The organism is Nonomuraea sp. NPDC003707 (assembly GCF_053587055.1).
The window spans coordinates 316,439-331,078 of the sequence record NZ_JBSFNK010000003.1 but is presented as its reverse complement, the minus strand read 5'-3'; the positions used below and the strand labels follow the sequence as shown (position 1 = coordinate 331,078).

The window sequence follows — 14,640 nt, the reverse complement described above, 5'->3', positions numbered from 1 at the left end:
CGGGGGCGCCGCTCTCGTACGCCACAGAGGGAAGAACGGAGACGGTGAGATGAGCATCGACTACATCCGCGAACCAGCTACATCGGGCGGCTCCGAACGATTCGGGCCGCCCTGGCAGGGCATCACGCTTCCCCGCGAGGTCCTGGACCGGCACGGCGCCAGGATCCTCGACCCCTGGGGCGTCCCCCTCGACCCGGGCGAGCGCCGCCCCGACTCCACGGTCTACCGTTCGGACGTGCTGCTCTTTCCCGGGCAGGCGCTCCGCTCCGACGAGGTGGTCTCCTGGATCAACCGGGCGCTGTCCGGGATCCGGCTGGAGCTGTCGCCGGTCAGCGTCAGGCGCGCCCGCGAGCGGGATTACGGGCGCGAGACCGTCTGGCTGCCCGGCGTGCTGGAGATCCAGAAGGAGGCGCACGACATCGATGTCGACGCCTGGCGCGCCCTCCGCGTCGTGCGCAGGGCGCTGCGCGCCGAGTCCGACGGGTGGCCGTTCAAGGCGGTGCTCGCCACGATCTCGCTGGACCACCTGTTCGTGGGCTCGGCCACGAGCGGCATCGGCTCGCTCAGCCTGGGCGGCGAGCCCGCCACCAGCGGCCACGCCGTGATCGAGGAGCCGCAGACGAGCGCCCGGCCGGGGTACGGGCGCGTGCCCGTGACCGTGGTGGCCGGGCCGCCGCGCCGCAGGTCGCTCGCCCAGCTCGGCGGGCGCAGGATCACGGTGGTCACGCTGGACACCGGCGTGACGGAGCATCCCTGGTTCAGGCCGGTGACCGACCCCGACGCCTTCCTCACCGTCGATCCGGCCGGGCAGCAGCTCATCGAGGACTCCCACCCCGCCTACCAGGGCCGCGACGTCGCCAAGCTCATCGGCTACGAGGACCTCGGCGAGCTGCCCAACCCGCTCATCGGCGTACTGAACTCCCACACCGGGCACGGCCTCATGCTCGCCGGCCTCATCGCGCAGATCGCGCCGGACGCCCGCGTGCTCATGTACAAGGTCATGCACAGCGACGGCGTGGTCCCCCTCGAGGCCGTGCACGCGGCGCTCGACCGGCTGCTGGCGCTCATGGCCGCCGGCACCGCCGTGGACGTGCTGTGCTGCTCCTTCGGCGGCTTCTCCGAGGCGGGCGACCCGGCCATGCAGGCGCTGTTCGACAAGGTCAACCAGCTGCGGGCACGCGGCGTCATCGTGGTCAACGCCGCCGGCAACTACGCCACGACCAGGCCGTTCTACCTCGCCGCGCTGTCCGAGACGGCCGTGCCCGGCCCGCCGCTGGCACCGATGCTGGGCGTCGCCGCCAAGAACCCCGACGGCACGATCGCCATCTTCAGCAACGAGCACCCCGCCGTCCGGTGGCGCGCTCCGGGCGCGATGGTGGTCAGCACGTTCCCGCCGAAGTTCAGGGGCGCCCAGAACGCGATGCTCACCACGGGCGAGCGCGCCTCGCTCGACTGCGACGCCGTGGGGCCGTTCTGCGGCTGGAGCGGTACGTCGTTCGCCGCCCCGATCGTCGCCGGCACCATCGCCGCCGAGCTCACCAAGACCCTCGGCCAGGTCGGCGTCGATCCCGTCCAGCGGGCCAGGCAGGTCGTCGACGCGATGGTCGACGACAAGGCCGTACGGCCGGAAATCGTCCCCATCTGATGACCGGCGACCCCGCACTCGAAAGCGCGCCCGCTCCCGGCCGGCGCCGCGACCGGCTGGCCGCCCTGCTGGTTGAGGCCAGGGAGGGCAAGAGCGGCGCGCTGGACGCCATCGTCGCCGAGCTCACGCCCGTGCTCTGGCACACCGCCAGGAACCAGGGCCTCAGTCCGCAGGCGGCCGAGGACGTCGTCCAGACGACCTGGTTGATCCTGCTGCGCCACCTGCACACCATCTCGGCGCCGGGCGCGCTGATCGAATGGCTCGTCACCACCGCCCGGCGCGAGGCGTGGCGGGTCAGCGCCTCCTCGCGCAAGGACGACCTGCCGGGCGACGACGCGTTCGAGGAGCTGCCCGACCCCGTGCTGACGCCGGACGAGCTCCTCGTGCACGACGAACGGCGGCGCGCGCTCTGGCAGGCCGTCGAGAGCCTGCCCCAACGGTGCGCCGAGCTGCTCAGGATCATCGCCTTCGTGCCTCGTCCGCACTACGACGCCGTGGCCGCCGCTCTGGGCATGCCGATGGGCAGCATCGGACCCACGCGCGGCCGGTGCTTCGCGAAGCTACGCCGCCTGCTCGCGAAGGACCCCGATTGGAGCCCCCGATGAACACGGCCGACGGGACCGACCCTCCCCCCTTCACCGCCGAGGACCAGCTCCTCATCGAGGACATCGCCGACGTCTACCGCACCGTCGACCCGGTCCCCGCCACGCTGGTCGAACGCCTGCAGTTCGCCCTGGCCCTCGAATCCCCCGAGCTGGACTTCGAGATCCTCCGCCCGCAGGAGGAAGCCCCGCTGCCGGCGGGCGTCCGGGGCGGCGAGGACAGCCGTACGATCACCTTCGACAGCGAGGTCCTCACGATCATGATCAGCGTGACCGCGCGGGACGAGGACGCCGTCCGCGTGGACGGCTGGCTCGCGCCGCCGGGCGACCACCTGGTCGAGCTGCGCACCGGCGAGGGCCCGCGCACGGTCAGGGCCGACGACCAGGGCCGCTTCGTCCTGGACGCGGTGCCGCGTGGCCTGTCGCAACTCGTGGTGCGCCAGGGACTGGACGATCCGGCGCGGGCGACGATACTGGCGGTGACGCCCTCACTCATTCTCTGACCACCGCGAGGCGCGATTGCGGGACAGCGGGCGTGCAGCGTCGCTCCGGGAGCGAGTGGAACGCCTGCACCGGCTCAGCGTCGAGGCGACCGACAACGGCCGCCCGGCCCTGGCCGCCCGCAGACTCCGCCGAGCCCTCGCCCTGCTCGAATCCGCGCCCGAAGGCGGACCGGCGACCGACGGCGGATCGGCGTCCGACGGCGGACCTGCGGCCGAGGACCGCGGCGGGTCTGACGGCCTGGTCGCCCGGGTGCTCACCAGCCTCGCGCACGCCGAGGCCGAGCAAGGGCGGACCGAGCTCGGGATGGAGCTGCTCGACCGGGCCCAGCGCCGCGCGCCACCGGCCGAGCTGGCCATCGTGCACGCCCAGCGCGGCCTGATGCACCTGCGCATGGGCGCCGGCACCGAGGCGCTCCGGGAGCTGGACATCGCCGCGCCCCTGCTCGCCGACGGCGACCGGGTCGAGCTGGCCAGGGTGCTGCTCAACCGGTCGGTCATCCACCTCATGGCCGGCCGGATCCGCCTGGCCAGGGACGACGCGCGCCGCAGCGCGCAGCTCGCGCACGCCCACGGGCACGAGGTGATCGCCGCCAAGGCCCTGCACAACGACGGCTACTGCGACCTGCTGCTCGGCGACGTGCCGGCGGCGCTGGCCGTGTTCGCCCGCGTGGACCGGCTCTACGAGGACGTCAACCCCGGCTTCCGCCCGGTGCTCGCGCTCGACCGCGCCAGGGCGCTGCTGGCGGTCGGCCTGACGGACGAGGCGGGGCGCGTGCTCGACCGGGCCATCGACGGGTTCCGCAGGCAGCGCCTGATGCAGGACTACGCCGAGGCCGAGCTGGCCCGGGCCCAGTGCGCGCTGGACGCGGGCCGGTTCGCCGAGGCGCGCGCCCGGGCGCGGCGGGCGGAGACGCACTTCAGGCGCCGGGGGAGCACGGCGTGGGCGCTGCGCGCGGCACTCATGCGCCTGCGCGGCGAGGAGGCGGGCGCGGCGGGGCGGGTGGCCAGGCGGGCGGCGGAGCTGTCGGCGGGGTTCGCGGCGTTCGACATGGCGGACGACGCCGAGCTGGCCCGGCTGGTCTCGGTCAGGGCCCTGATCGCCGCCGGCCGTCTCTCCGACGCAACAGCCGCCGCGTCGGGAGGTGGTGCGGGGTCGCGGAGGGCGTCGTTGGAGGTGCGGCTGATGCGGCATCTCGCCGCCGCCGAGCTGGCGGGCGCGCACGGGGAGCGGGGCCCGGCGCTGCGCTGGGTGCGGGCCGGGCTGGCGCTCGTGCACTCGCACCGCGGCCGGCTGGGCAGCCTCGACCTGCTGACCGGCGTGGCCGCGCTCGGCGCGGACCTGGCCGCGTACGGGCTCACCACGGCGCTGGCCGGCGGGTCGGCCAGGCAGGTGTTCGCCTGGTCGGAGCGGTGCCGGGCGCAGGCGTTCCGCCACCGGCCGACGCGCGCCCCCGAGGATCCCGCGACCGCCGAGGCGCTGGCCGAGCTGCGCCAGCTCGCCGAGCGGATGCGCGCCGACGAGGCCGCGGGACGCCGGCGGCCCGGGCTGCGCAGGCGCTGCCTGGAGCTGGAGCAGGTGATCAGGGAACGCGGCTGGCAGCTCCCCGGCGTCGGCCCCGGCCTGGCCCCCGCCCCCGTCGGCGCGGTCGAGGAGGCGCTGGCGGCCGGCGACGATGCCATGGTCAGCCTGCTCAACGTCGGGGGCAGGCTGCTGGCGCTGGTGCTCGTGCGCGGCCGGTGCCACCTGTACGAGCTCAGCGCGTACGAACCGGTCGCCGAGGCCGCCCGCCGGCTCGCCGGAGACCTCAACGCGCAGGCCGGGCGCACCCTGCGGCCCGCGCTGAGAGAGGTGATCGAGGCGTCCGTCCGGCGGCAGCTGGCGACCATCACCGACGCGGTCATGGCGCCCCTGCGCCAGGTGTTGTCCGGCGCGCGGGGGATCGTCGTCATCCCGACGATGGGCCTGTCCGCCGTGCCCTGGGGCCTGCTGCCCGACCTGCGCGGCCGGCCCCTGGTGGTGGCGCCGTCCGCGCTGGTGTGGCTGTCGGCCGGGCGCGGGCGGGCGCCGTACGGGCCTGACGGCCCGCCCGTCCTGGTCGCCGGGCCCGGCCTGGACCACGCCGAGACGGAGGTCGAGCGGCTCGCGGCCGTGCACCCCAAGGCGCGCCGGCTCAGCGGCGGGCCGGCCACCGTGTCGGCCACGCTGGAGGCGCTGGACGGCGCGTCCCTCGCCCATTTCGCCGCGCACGGACACCACGAGCGCGAGAACGTGTTCTTCTCCCGCCTGGACCTGGCCGACGGGCCGCTCATGGCGTACGACCTGCAGCGGCTCGGCAGGGCCCCCGGGCACGTCGTCCTGTCGGCGTGCGACGTGGGCCAGGCGGTGGTGCGGGCGGGGGACGAGCTGCTCGGCTTCACCGCGGCGCTGCTCCATCTGGGCACGTCCACCGTCATCTCCAGCCCCACCCGGGTGCCGGACCACGTCGCCGAGGCGGTCATGACGGCCTACCACCGGGGCGTGGCCGAGGGCGCGGCCCCGGCCGACGCGCTGGCGGCCGCGTCGGCGGGGGAGCCCGCCGCCACTTTCATGTGCTTCGGCGCCGGCTGATCACAAGAGGTTCGGCCGGGCGGCCGGAGCCCGCCCGGATGGAGCGTTCCTAGGAGGCCAGGGCGGCGGTGATGGCGCCCTCGACCGTGTCGTGCACGGGCACGTGGGCGATGACGCCGGTCAACTCGAAGAGCCGGGCAGGCATGCGCTGGACGGCGGCCAGGTGGACCGCGCCGCCGTCCTTGAGGCAGTTGGTGGCGCAGGTCAGCAGCACGTGCAGACCCGAGCTGTCCATGAACGGCACCTCCGACAGGTCGAACACCAGCCTCCCCGCGGGCGCCGGCTGGACCTGCGCGATGTACGCCTCGAGCTGGGCGCGGTTGGCGGCGTCCATCTCACCGATCACGGCGATCACGGTCACGCCGGGCAGTTGCTGGTGCGCCAGCCTCAGTCGCGGCATCTATGCCTTCACCGCTCTCGCCCGGCTTAAGTTGACCATCAATGAAGGATAATGCGCCGGAGACGTTGGCGATATCCCGGTTTTCTTCAGTGACCGTGACCGTGACCGTGGCCGTGGCCGACGAACGCCGCGGCCGGTCGGCCCGGCGGCACCAGCCCCAGCGAGACGGCCGCCGCGACCACCGCGACGACGGCGCACAGCGTGAGCCCCGCGACGAAACCTCCGACGCCTCCCGCCGAGCCGGGCGCGAGGCTCGACGCGGCGACCGTCGAGACGGCGGCCACGCCGATCGAGCCGCCGAGCTCGTGGAAGGTGTTGATGACGCCGGACGCCACGCCGTTCTCGCCGGGCGGGATGTTCGCCATGGTCGTCGTGGTGGCCGTCACGAACGCCGGCCCGATGCCCAGCGCCGCCAGGACGAAGCCCGGCAGCAGCGTGGTGTACGCGCTCGCGTCCGGTGAGATGCGCGTCATCAGCGCCGCCCCCGCCGCGGTCAGCACGAAGGACGCCACCGCCACCGGCCGCCCGCCGATCCTGCCGATGAGATGCCCGCCGAGCTGCGCCCCTATGGTGATCGCGATCGCCACGGGCAGGAAGAGCAGGCCCGTCGCCAGCGCGCTGAACCTCAGCACGTGCTGGAGGTAGAGCGAGCTGAGGAAGAACAGCCCCAGCATCAGCCCCGTCGCCATCAGCATGACGAACGTCCCCGAGATCACCGGCCGCCTGGCCAGGGTCTCGGCGCGCATCAGCGGTGACCGTACCGACCGCTCGACCACCACGAACAGGACGTACAGCAGCACCGACCCGGCCAGCGGCAGCACCGTGCCCGCCGCGCCCCAGCCGGCGTCGCCCGCCGTCACCAGCCCGTAGATCAGCAGCGCCGTCGCCAGCGTGACCACCAGCGCGCCGGGCACGTCGACCCGCTCGCCCCGCCCGCGCGCGGGCGGCACCAGGGCGGGCACGGCCGCCAGCACCACCAGCCCGATCGGGACGTTGACGAAGAACACCCACGACCACCCCGGCCCGGCGGTCAGCACGCCGCCGACCAGCACGCCCAGGGCCGCCCCGGTGCCGCCGATGGCCGCCCAGACGCCGAGCGCCCGGCCGCGCCGCTCACCCGTGAAGGTGGTGGTGATCACGGCCAGCGCGGCGGGGGAGAGCAGCGACGCGCCGACCCCCTGCAGCGCCCGTCCGGCGATGAGCGCGGCGCCGCTGCCGGCCAGCCCGCACAGCAGCGAGGCCGCCGTGAACAGCCCCAGGCCCGCCAGGAGCGTGCGGCGGGCGCCCAGCGCGTCCGCGAGCCGCCCGCCGAGCACCATCAGCCCGCCGAAGCAGAGCGTGTACGTGGTCACGACCCAGGTGAGGGACTCGCGGTCGAGCCCGAGGTCCACGCCGATGGTCGGCAAGGCCACCTGTACGACCGTGATGTCCACGATCAGCATGAACTGGGCCAGGCACAGCAGCACCAGCACACCCCATCCGCCGGTGCGCCGCCCGGCGGGAGCCGTATCAAGGCTCATCGGATACCCTCCTTAACTTGAACACTGATGTTCAAGTTAGCACGCATGAACCATACGTGGGTAGGGCATGCTGAAGGGCCGCGAGAGCCCGCGGTCAGGGCCGGTAGGGTTACGGCCGGGTGGGGGCGAGCAGCGAGAGCATCGTCCTGGTCAGCACCAGCTCGACCTCCTCGGGCGCGAGCCGCCCCGCCTCACGCTCCTGCGCGGCGGCGTGGATGATCGAGAAGAACGTCGTCACCAGCCACCCCGACGGCAGGTCCGTACGGAACTCGCCCGTGCGCTGCCCGCGCACGATGAGCCGCTCCACCCGCCGCAGCGGTCTTTCGTGGTGCTCCCTGATCCGCTCCGTGGCCAGCACCCGGTCGGCGGCCAGGAACAGCCGGCGGTGCCGGTCGAGCACCTCCCACGACGAGCGCAGCAGCCGCGCCATGGCCTCGGGCGCGGGGGCCGTGTCGAGCGAGTCGTCCGCCAGCACCGCGTCCGCCACCTCGACCGCGTGGTCGAGCACCGCGTCCACGAGCGCCTCCCGCGACGGGAAGTGGCCGTACAGCGTCACCCTGCCCACCCCGGCGGCCTTGGCGACGTCCGCCACGCTGGCCGTGGGGTCGGCGCTGAGCAACCTGGTGCCGGCTTCGAGGATCGCGGCGATGTTGCGCTCGGCGTCCGCGCGCCGGGCGGGTACGGGCTGTCGTGCCGCGGTCTTGGCCATGCGACCAGCCTACGACGCCGCGCGGGTCACAGCTCCAGGACGTGGTCCAGCAGCGACTGCAGCGTGACCGCCCCCACCAGCCGGCCCCCGTCGACCACGGCGACCAGCGGGCTGCGCGTCCGCGCCATCAACGCCGCCAGCTCCAGCACGGTCGCCTTCAGGTCGGCGACCGGCAGCTCCTTCGGCTGCTCGGGCAGGCACTCCCGCACGGTCCTGCCCCCGAGCCGCCGCAGGAACAGGTCGGCGTGGGCCTCGTCCACCACCCGGGCCAGCGCCGGGTCGTCCTGGCAGTAGGCGGGCACCGCCAGCCGCAGCACCTGGGTGCCGGGCAGGATGCTGAGGGGGCGCCCGTCGGGGTCGACGAGGATGAGCCCCGGCAGGTCCTGCTCCGCCAGGAGCTTCGCGGCTTCCAGCGCCGGGGTGTCCAGGGTGACCGTCGGGAAGTCGACGGCGAGATCGCGTGCGCGCATCAGTGGCCTCCGGCGCCCACCCTACGTCGCCCCCGCCTCCGTCGGGTCGTCAAGGACGCGTGGGGTTCGCGTCAAGGACGCGTAAGTGCGCCGGCGTCACCCGGGCCTGTTACGGTAGTGCGCGGTGCGCCGGGAAGTCTGGTCGGCTCGGATTTCGACTGGGGTTCGACGGGGGAGGCGCTCTCGATGCGTGACCTGTGTGGCGGGGCCAGGTGATGAGCATGATGCCGTCGTTCTTGACCCGTTTCCGGCACCCGGCGCAGGTCGTGGCCGCCGGGTTCGTGCTGGCCATCGGGATCGGCACCGTGCTGCTGACCCTCCCGATCGCCACCACCGAGCGCGCGCCCGCCGACTGGGTCGTGGCCCTGTTCACCGCCACCTCGGCCGTCTGCGTCACCGGGCTGGTGATCGTGGACACCGAGTCGCACTGGTCGGTGTTCGGGGAGGTGGTGATCGCGGGGCTCGTGCAGGTGGGCGGGCTGGGGATCATGACGATGGCCACCCTGTTCACCCTGCTCGTCTCCGGCCGGCTCGGGCTGCGGGCCAGGATCGCGGCGCAGGCGGAGACCAAGACGCTGAGCATGAGCGACGTGCGCCGCGTCGTGCGCAAGGTGGTCCTGTTCAGCCTCGTGTGCGAGGTCGTCGCCGCCGTCGTCCTCACCGCCCGGTTCGCCATCGGGTACGGCGAGCCGCTGGGCCGGGCCGCCTACCTGGGCGCCTTCCACTCGGTCACGGCCTTCAACAACGCCGGGTTCGCGCTCTGGCCGGACAACCTCATGCGGTTCGTCGCCGACCCGTGGATCTGCCTGACCATCGCGCTCGCGGTCATCGTCGGCGGGCTCGGCTTCCCCGTGGTGTTCGAGCTGGCTCGCTCCTGGCGCCACCCGCGCAAGTGGAGCGTGCTGACCCGGGTCACCGTGGGCGTGAGCGTCACCCTGCTGGTGCTGGGCACCCTGGTCTTCCTGATGACCGAGTGGCGCAACCCCCGCACGCTGGGCGCGCTCGACGATCCCGGCAAGCTGCTGGCCGCGTTCTTCGCCGCGGTCATGCCGCGCTCGGCCGGGTTCAACACCCTGGACATCTCCCAGATGTACCCGTCGAGCTGGCTGGCCACCGACGTGCTGATGTTCATCGGCGGCGGCAGCGCGGGCACGGCGGGCGGGCTCAAGGTGACCACGTTCGGGCTGCTGGCGTTCGTCGTCTGGGCCGAGGTGCGCGGCGAGAGCCGGGTCAACATCGGCCATCGCAGGCTCCCCGAGGCCACGCAGCGCCAGGCCGTCACGATCACGGTGCTGGGCGTCACGCTGGTCGCCGCGTCCACGTACGTGCTGCTCGCGCTCACCCCGCACGGCCTGGACCAGGTGCTGTTCGAGGTGGTCGCGGCGTTCGGCACGGCGGGGCTGAGCACCGGCATCACCCCGAGCCTGGGCGTGGCCGGTCACCTGCTGCTGACGGTGCTGATGTTCATCGGCAGGATCGGCCCGCTCACCATGGGCTCCGCGCTGGCGCTCAACCAGCGCTCCCGACATTACGAGCTACCCGAGGAGCGAGTCATCGTTGGCTGACAACAACCCCGTCGTGGTCATCGGCCTCGGCCGGTTCGGCACGTCGCTGGCGCTGGAGCTGACCCGGCGCGGCACCGAGGTCCTGGCCATCGACCACCGGCCCAAGGTCACGCAGAGCCTGGCCGGGCGGATCACGCAGATCGCGACCGCGGACGCCACCGACCTGGAGGCGCTGCGCCAGCTCGGCGTGGCCGACTTCTACCAGGCGGTGGTGGGCGTCGGCAGCGACATCGAGGCCAGCATCCTCACCACGTCGCTGCTGGTCGAGCTGGAGATCAACGACATCTGGGCCAAGGCGATCAGCACCCAGCACGGCCGGATCCTGAGCCGCATCGGCGCCCACCACGTCGTCTTCCCCGAGCACGACATGGGCGAGCGGGTGGCCCACCTGGTGAGCGGGCGCATGCTCGACTACATGCAGGTGGACGAGGACTTCGCGCTGGCCAAGACCACCCCGCCCAAGGAATACGTCGGCGTCCCGCTCGGCCGCTCCAACCTGCGCCGCAAGTACGGCGTCACCATCGTGGCGGTCAAGGCGCCGGGCGAGGAGTTCACCTACGCCACCGCCGAGACCGAGCTGTCCTACGGCGACGTCGTCCTCGTCTCCGGCCGGACCGAGCAGGTCGAGCGCTTCGCCGAGCTGCCCTAACGGAGCCGGCCGAAGAAGTCGCGCAGGTCTGTCACCAGCAGGTCCGGGGTCTCCAGCGCCGCGAAGTGGCCCCCGCGGCCGAACTCCGTCCAGCGCACCACGTTGTGCACCCGATCGGCCAGCGGGCGCACCGAGAAGTCCGTCGGGAAGACGGCCGCCGCGGTGGGCACCGTGCCCCGCTCCTTGGGCGCCCACGCGCTGAAGTCGTTGAAGCGCTCGTAGTACGTGTGCGCCGTCGACCCCGCCGTCTGCGTGAACCAGTAGATGCTGACGTCGGTGAGGATCCGGTCGCGGTCCACGGCGTCCTCGGGCAGCTTCGCCTCGGGATCCGTCCAGTCCTTGAACTTCTCCACGATCCAGGCGAGCTGCCCGGCCGGCGAGTCGTGCAGCGCGGCGGCGATGGTCTGCGGCCGGGTGCCGTGCAGCTGCATGTACGCCCCGAGCTTGTCCTGCCACTCCCGCATCCCGGCCATCCGTGCCTGCTCGGCCTCGTTCAGCGAGCCCATCACGGCCGGGTCGGGGAAGGTGAGCAGCCCGTTGACGTGCACGCCGATGACGTGGGCAGGCGCGGCCCGGCCCATCAGGGGAGCGATGAAGGCGCTCACGTCGCCGCCCTGGACGCCGTACCGCTCGTACCCGATCCGGGACATCAGCTCCACGAGCGCGGCCGCCGTGCGGCCGTCCGTCCAGCCGGCGCCGGGCAGCGGGCCGGAGAAGCCGTAGCCGGGCAGCGACGGGATGACCAGGTGGAAGGCGTCCTCGGCGGCGCCGCCGTGCGCGACCGGGTCGGTGAGCGGGCCGATGACGTCGAGGAACTCGACGACCGAGCCGGGCCAGCCGTGCAGGAGCAGCAGCGGGGTGGCGTCCGGCTCGGCGGAGCGGACGTGCAGGAAGTGCACGTCCGCGCCGCCGACCGTGGTCGTGAACTGCGGGTACGCGTTCAGCGCCGCCTCCTGGGCGCGCCAGTCGAAGCCGTCGGCCCAGTACGCGGCCAGGTCGCGCAGGTAGCCGGTGGGCACGCCGCGCTCCCAGCCGGTGCCGGGCAGCTCGGGGGCCCAGCGCGTACGCCGGAGGCGCTCGCGCAGGTCGTCGAGGTCGGCCTGCGGGATGTCGATGCGATAGGGGGCGATGCCGTTGTTCGTCATGTCTGCGACAGTAGGAGGGATTGGTGACAGGTTCTGGCACCGATGTCCGGCAGAATCATCCTCATGTTGGAGACCTCGGCGCGGCTGCTCCGCCTGCTGTCCCTGCTCCAGTCGCGCATGGATTGGAGCGGCGCCGAGCTGGCCGGACGGCTGGAGGTCGGCCTGCGCACCGTGCGGCGCGACATCGAGCGGCTGCGCGAGCTCGGCTATCCCGTGGACGCCACCCCCGGAGTGGCCGGCGGCTACCGGCTCGGCGTGGGCGCCGCGCTGCCGCCGCTGCTGCTGGACGACGAGGAGGCGGTGGCCGTGGCGATCAGCCTGCGTACGGCCGCGACCGGCAGCGTCGCCGGGCTGGAGGAGGTCGCGCTGCGGGCGCTGGCCAAGCTCCACCAGGTGCTGCCGTCGCGGCTGCGGCACCGGGTGAGCGCGTTCCAGGCGGCGACGGTGCCGCTCGCGGGCGCGGCGGCCCCGGAGGTGAACGCCGACGTGCTGGCCGGGCTCGCCGCCGCCTGCCGCGACCACCGGCGCCTGCGGCTGCGCTACCGGGGGCGGGACGGCGTCACGGCGCGCGAGGTGGAGCCGCACCGGCTCGTGCACACGCCGCGCCGCTGGTACCTGCTGGCGTGGGACGTGGCCAAGGAGGACTGGCGGACGTTCCGGGTGGACCGGATCGAGGATCCCCTGGGGGAGCCGGGAGCCCGGTTCACACCGCGTGCGATGCCCCAGGAGGACGCGGCCGCGTACGTCTCGCGCGCCATCACCTCCGCGCCCTACCGCTACCGGGCGCGCATCCTCTTCCACGCGCCCATGGAGGCGGTCGCGCCGCGCACCTCGCCGGGGGCCGGGCGGCTGGCGGCGGTGGACGAGCGCACGTGCCTGTTCGAGGCCGGCTCCAACTCGCTGGAGGAGCTGGCGATCCACGTCGCGGCCAAGGGCTTCGACTTCGAGGTGCTCGACCCGCCCGAGCTGGTTCCGGTGCTGCGCGAGGTCGCCGACCGCCTCATGAGAGCGGGCTCGCGAGCGTAAGGTATGGGGACATGTCCGACGAACTTCCCATGACCGTGGACGAGGCCATCGCCGCCGAGCGGTCCGGCCGTCGCGTCAAATATCTGTACTTCTGGGGCCACCAGCCCGCCCGCGACGGCGGCGTCGGACCGGGCTGCCTCAGCCAGTGGTGGCCGGTCACCTTCACGGAGGACGGCCACAGGTACGCCTCGGCCGAGCACTACATGATGGCGCACAAGGCGTGGCTGTTCGGCGACGGGGAGAGCGCGGACAAGATCCTCGAGGCCGGCCACCCGGGCGAGGCCAAGGCGCTGGGCCGGACCGTACGGGGCTTCGACGAGCCCACGTGGGACGCCCACCGCTTCGGCATCGTGGTGCGCGGCAACGTCGCCAAGTTCGGGGCGCACGACGACCTGGCGGAGTTCCTGCTCGGCACGTCGGGCCGGGTCCTGGTGGAGGCGAGCCCGCTGGACCGGGTGTGGGGCATCGGGCTGGCGGCCTCGGACGAGCGGGCCGCGTCACCGGCCGCGTGGCAGGGTCCCAACCTGCTCGGCTTCGCGCTGATGGCCGCCCGCGACACCCTGCGCGCCCGCCGTCAGGAGGGAAACCGCAGGTAGCCGGGCGGCACGTGGTCGGCCAGCCACACCCCGTTGGCGCTGACCCGGAACTCGTGCCCGCCGGCGTGCATCGCCCCGGCCGCGACCACCAGCACCACGGGCACGCCCCGCCGGGCCCCCACCCGCGTCGCCGTCTCCCGGTCGGGCGACAGGTGCACGTGGTGCCGGTTCATGGGCCGCAGCCCCTCCTCCTTGATCGCCGCCAGGAACCGGCCCACGGTGCCGTGGTAGAGCACCTCGGGTGGCCGCACGGCGGGCAGGTCGAGATCCACCGGCACCGAATGCCCCTGGCTCGCCCGGATCCGGCCGTCCTCGATCGCGTAGCGCCGCTTGTCGTTGGCCTCGACGACCTTCCACAACTCCGCGGCGGTGATCGGGAACCCGTGCTCGGCCGCCGCCCGCAGCAGCGTGTCCACCGGCACCCACCCGTTCGGGTCCAGCGTGAGGCCGATGCGCCCCGGGTCGTGCCGCAGGTGCCTGGCCAGATATTTGGAAACGCGTATCAAGCGTCGTTCGTCCATCACCGTCATGATCCCGCGCCCGTCAACCGGGTTTCGACGTGACTGTCCCCGGGTGTCGCAGCCCGCCTGCGACGTCCCGCAAAGTTACCTTTGACCTGGGGGAACTCCTTGCCGGGGGAAGGACAGGACAGACATGAGCCACACCGACGACTTCGCGCTGGACGTCACCAGGATCCGTGACCAGGTGCGCCAGAAGATGAACGAAGGTCCGATCACCGGCACCTTCGGGCACGACCCGCAGAAGGTCATCAACATCCTCAACGACGTCATCGCGACCGAGGTGGTGTGCTGGCTCAGGTACACCAGGCACGCCATCTCGGCCAAGGGGATCGACCGGGCGCAGGTGTCGGCGGAGTTCACCGAGCACGCCCAGGAGGAGCTGCAGCACGCGCTGCGCGCCGCCGAGCGCGTGAGCCAGCTCGGCGGGGAGCCCGACTTCGACCCCGCCAGCCTCGTGCAGCGCTCCCACACCGACTACCAGGTCCCCGCCGACACCGACCTGCGCGGCCTGCTGGAGGCGAACCTCTGGGCCGAGCGCATCGTCATCTCCACCTACCAGGAGATCATCCGCTGGCTGGGCGAGGGCGATCCGACGACGCGGCGGCTCATGGAGTCGATCCTCGAAGAGGAAGAAGAGCACGCCGACGACCTCACCGATCTGCTCGGCGTCTAGGGCCGGGC

At 73.2% G+C, this 14,640-nt stretch carries 15 protein-coding genes; 9 read left to right on the top strand and 6 right to left on the bottom strand.

Features of this window, described 5'->3' with window-relative positions; translation table 11 throughout:
- The first annotated feature begins 49 nt into the window (after positions 1 to 49).
- The 4 genes from ACWDRB_RS09120 to ACWDRB_RS09105 are packed head-to-tail and all read left to right on the top strand — an operon-like array spanning position 50 to position 5,358.
- Positions 50 to 1,645 carry a S8 family peptidase gene (locus ACWDRB_RS09120; RefSeq protein WP_449892570.1) on the top strand — a complete coding sequence of 532 codons (1,596 nt, stop codon included), beginning with the start codon at positions 50 to 52 and terminating at the stop codon, positions 1,643 to 1,645.
- A complete protein-coding gene (locus ACWDRB_RS09115) occupies positions 1,645 to 2,250 on the top strand; it encodes an RNA polymerase sigma factor (protein WP_449892568.1) in 606 nt (201 codons plus the stop codon). The genes ACWDRB_RS09120 and ACWDRB_RS09115 overlap by 1 nt, the downstream gene beginning before the upstream one ends.
- Entirely contained in the window at positions 2,247 to 2,750 is a 504-nt protein-coding gene (locus ACWDRB_RS09110; protein ID WP_355195705.1) for a hypothetical protein, read from the top strand. The genes ACWDRB_RS09115 and ACWDRB_RS09110 overlap by 4 nt, the downstream gene beginning before the upstream one ends.
- 55 nt (positions 2,751 to 2,805) lie before the next feature.
- Positions 2,806 to 5,358 (top strand): CHAT domain-containing protein, encoded by a 2,553-nt coding sequence (locus ACWDRB_RS09105; RefSeq protein WP_449892567.1) that lies wholly within the window; start codon positions 2,806 to 2,808, stop codon positions 5,356 to 5,358.
- 49 nt (positions 5,359 to 5,407) lie between these two features.
- Here ACWDRB_RS09105 and ACWDRB_RS09100 read toward each other — a convergent pair whose 3' ends face one another.
- The 4 genes from ACWDRB_RS09100 to ACWDRB_RS09085 form a co-directional block, all read right to left on the bottom strand.
- A complete protein-coding gene (locus tag ACWDRB_RS09100; RefSeq protein ID WP_363974675.1) occupies positions 5,408 to 5,758 on the bottom strand; it encodes an STAS domain-containing protein in 351 nt (116 codons plus the stop codon).
- An 86-nt stretch (positions 5,759 to 5,844) separates the two neighbouring features.
- Positions 5,845 to 7,278, bottom strand: coding sequence for an MFS transporter (locus ACWDRB_RS09095; protein ID WP_449892566.1), 1,434 nt, complete (start codon positions 7,276 to 7,278; stop codon positions 5,845 to 5,847).
- A gap of 109 nt (positions 7,279 to 7,387) precedes the next feature.
- On the bottom strand, positions 7,388 to 7,987 hold the full coding sequence (locus ACWDRB_RS09090) for a TetR/AcrR family transcriptional regulator (RefSeq protein ID WP_397366751.1): 600 nt from the start codon (positions 7,985 to 7,987) through the stop codon (positions 7,388 to 7,390).
- 26 nt (positions 7,988 to 8,013) lie between these two features.
- The gene (locus ACWDRB_RS09085) at positions 8,014 to 8,457 is read right to left on the bottom strand and encodes a CBS domain-containing protein (RefSeq protein ID WP_350727734.1); all 444 of its coding nucleotides are present in this window, start codon (positions 8,455 to 8,457) and stop codon (positions 8,014 to 8,016) included.
- A 224-nt stretch (positions 8,458 to 8,681) separates the two neighbouring features.
- On the opposite strand from ACWDRB_RS09085, the gene ACWDRB_RS09080 reads away from it, so the two are divergent.
- Both ACWDRB_RS09080 and ACWDRB_RS09075 read left to right on the top strand, forming a co-directional pair.
- Entirely contained in the window at positions 8,682 to 10,022 is a 1,341-nt protein-coding gene (locus tag ACWDRB_RS09080; RefSeq protein WP_449892857.1) for a TrkH family potassium uptake protein, read from the top strand.
- Complete coding sequence (locus ACWDRB_RS09075) at positions 10,015 to 10,671, top strand: potassium channel family protein (RefSeq protein ID WP_449892565.1); 657 nt, start codon at positions 10,015 to 10,017, stop codon at positions 10,669 to 10,671. Before ACWDRB_RS09080 ends, ACWDRB_RS09075 begins: the two co-directional genes overlap by 8 nt.
- On the opposite strand, the gene ACWDRB_RS09070 is transcribed toward ACWDRB_RS09075, so the two are convergent.
- A complete protein-coding gene (locus tag ACWDRB_RS09070) occupies positions 10,668 to 11,816 on the bottom strand; it encodes an epoxide hydrolase family protein (protein ID WP_449892564.1) in 1,149 nt (382 codons plus the stop codon). The two genes, ACWDRB_RS09075 and ACWDRB_RS09070, sit on opposite strands and share 4 nt — an antisense overlap.
- A 63-nt stretch (positions 11,817 to 11,879) precedes the next feature.
- Between ACWDRB_RS09070 and ACWDRB_RS09065 the strand changes: the two genes are divergently transcribed.
- Positions 11,880 to 12,842, top strand: a complete 963-nt coding sequence (locus ACWDRB_RS09065) for a helix-turn-helix transcriptional regulator (RefSeq protein ID WP_449892563.1) — start codon at positions 11,880 to 11,882, stop codon at positions 12,840 to 12,842.
- An 11-nt stretch (positions 12,843 to 12,853) separates the two neighbouring features.
- Positions 12,854 to 13,438, top strand: a complete 585-nt coding sequence (locus ACWDRB_RS09060) for an NADAR family protein (RefSeq protein WP_449892562.1) — start codon at positions 12,854 to 12,856, stop codon at positions 13,436 to 13,438.
- On the opposite strand, the gene ACWDRB_RS09055 is transcribed toward ACWDRB_RS09060, so the two are convergent.
- Positions 13,417 to 13,959 (bottom strand): RNA 2'-phosphotransferase, encoded by a 543-nt coding sequence (locus tag ACWDRB_RS09055; protein WP_350727740.1) that lies wholly within the window; start codon positions 13,957 to 13,959, stop codon positions 13,417 to 13,419. The two genes, ACWDRB_RS09060 and ACWDRB_RS09055, sit on opposite strands and share 22 nt — an antisense overlap.
- A gap of 133 nt (positions 13,960 to 14,092) precedes the next feature.
- On the opposite strand from ACWDRB_RS09055, the gene ACWDRB_RS09050 reads away from it, so the two are divergent.
- Positions 14,093 to 14,632, top strand: coding sequence for a DUF892 family protein (locus tag ACWDRB_RS09050; RefSeq protein WP_449892560.1), 540 nt, complete (start codon positions 14,093 to 14,095; stop codon positions 14,630 to 14,632).
- The last annotated feature ends 8 nt before the right edge of the window (positions 14,633 to 14,640 follow it).

Bases quoted from the DNA above. Each gene is read 5' to 3' on its own strand.
- ACWDRB_RS09120 (WP_449892570.1), top strand. From the start codon at position 50: ATGAGCATCGACTACATCCGCGAACCAGCTACATCGGGCGGCTCCGAA.
- ACWDRB_RS09115 (WP_449892568.1), top strand. From the start codon at position 1,645: ATGACCGGCGACCCCGCACTCGAAAGCGCGCCCGCTCCCGGCCGGCGC.
- ACWDRB_RS09110 (WP_355195705.1), top strand. From the start codon at position 2,247: ATGAACACGGCCGACGGGACCGACCCTCCCCCCTTCACCGCCGAGGAC.
- ACWDRB_RS09100 (WP_363974675.1), bottom strand. From the start codon at position 5,758: ATGCCGCGACTGAGGCTGGCGCACCAGCAACTGCCCGGCGTGACCGTG.
- ACWDRB_RS09095 (WP_449892566.1), bottom strand. From the start codon at position 7,278: ATGAGCCTTGATACGGCTCCCGCCGGGCGGCGCACCGGCGGATGGGGT.
- ACWDRB_RS09090 (WP_397366751.1), bottom strand. From the start codon at position 7,987: ATGGCCAAGACCGCGGCACGACAGCCCGTACCCGCCCGGCGCGCGGAC.
- ACWDRB_RS09085 (WP_350727734.1), bottom strand. From the start codon at position 8,457: ATGCGCGCACGCGATCTCGCCGTCGACTTCCCGACGGTCACCCTGGAC.
- ACWDRB_RS09080 (WP_449892857.1), top strand. From the start codon at position 8,682: ATGCCGTCGTTCTTGACCCGTTTCCGGCACCCGGCGCAGGTCGTGGCC.
- ACWDRB_RS09070 (WP_449892564.1), bottom strand. From the start codon at position 11,816: ATGACGAACAACGGCATCGCCCCCTATCGCATCGACATCCCGCAGGCC.
- ACWDRB_RS09065 (WP_449892563.1), top strand. From the start codon at position 11,880: ATGTTGGAGACCTCGGCGCGGCTGCTCCGCCTGCTGTCCCTGCTCCAG.
- ACWDRB_RS09060 (WP_449892562.1), top strand. From the start codon at position 12,854: ATGTCCGACGAACTTCCCATGACCGTGGACGAGGCCATCGCCGCCGAG.
- ACWDRB_RS09055 (WP_350727740.1), bottom strand. From the start codon at position 13,959: ATGGACGAACGACGCTTGATACGCGTTTCCAAATATCTGGCCAGGCAC.
- ACWDRB_RS09050 (WP_449892560.1), top strand. From the start codon at position 14,093: ATGAGCCACACCGACGACTTCGCGCTGGACGTCACCAGGATCCGTGAC.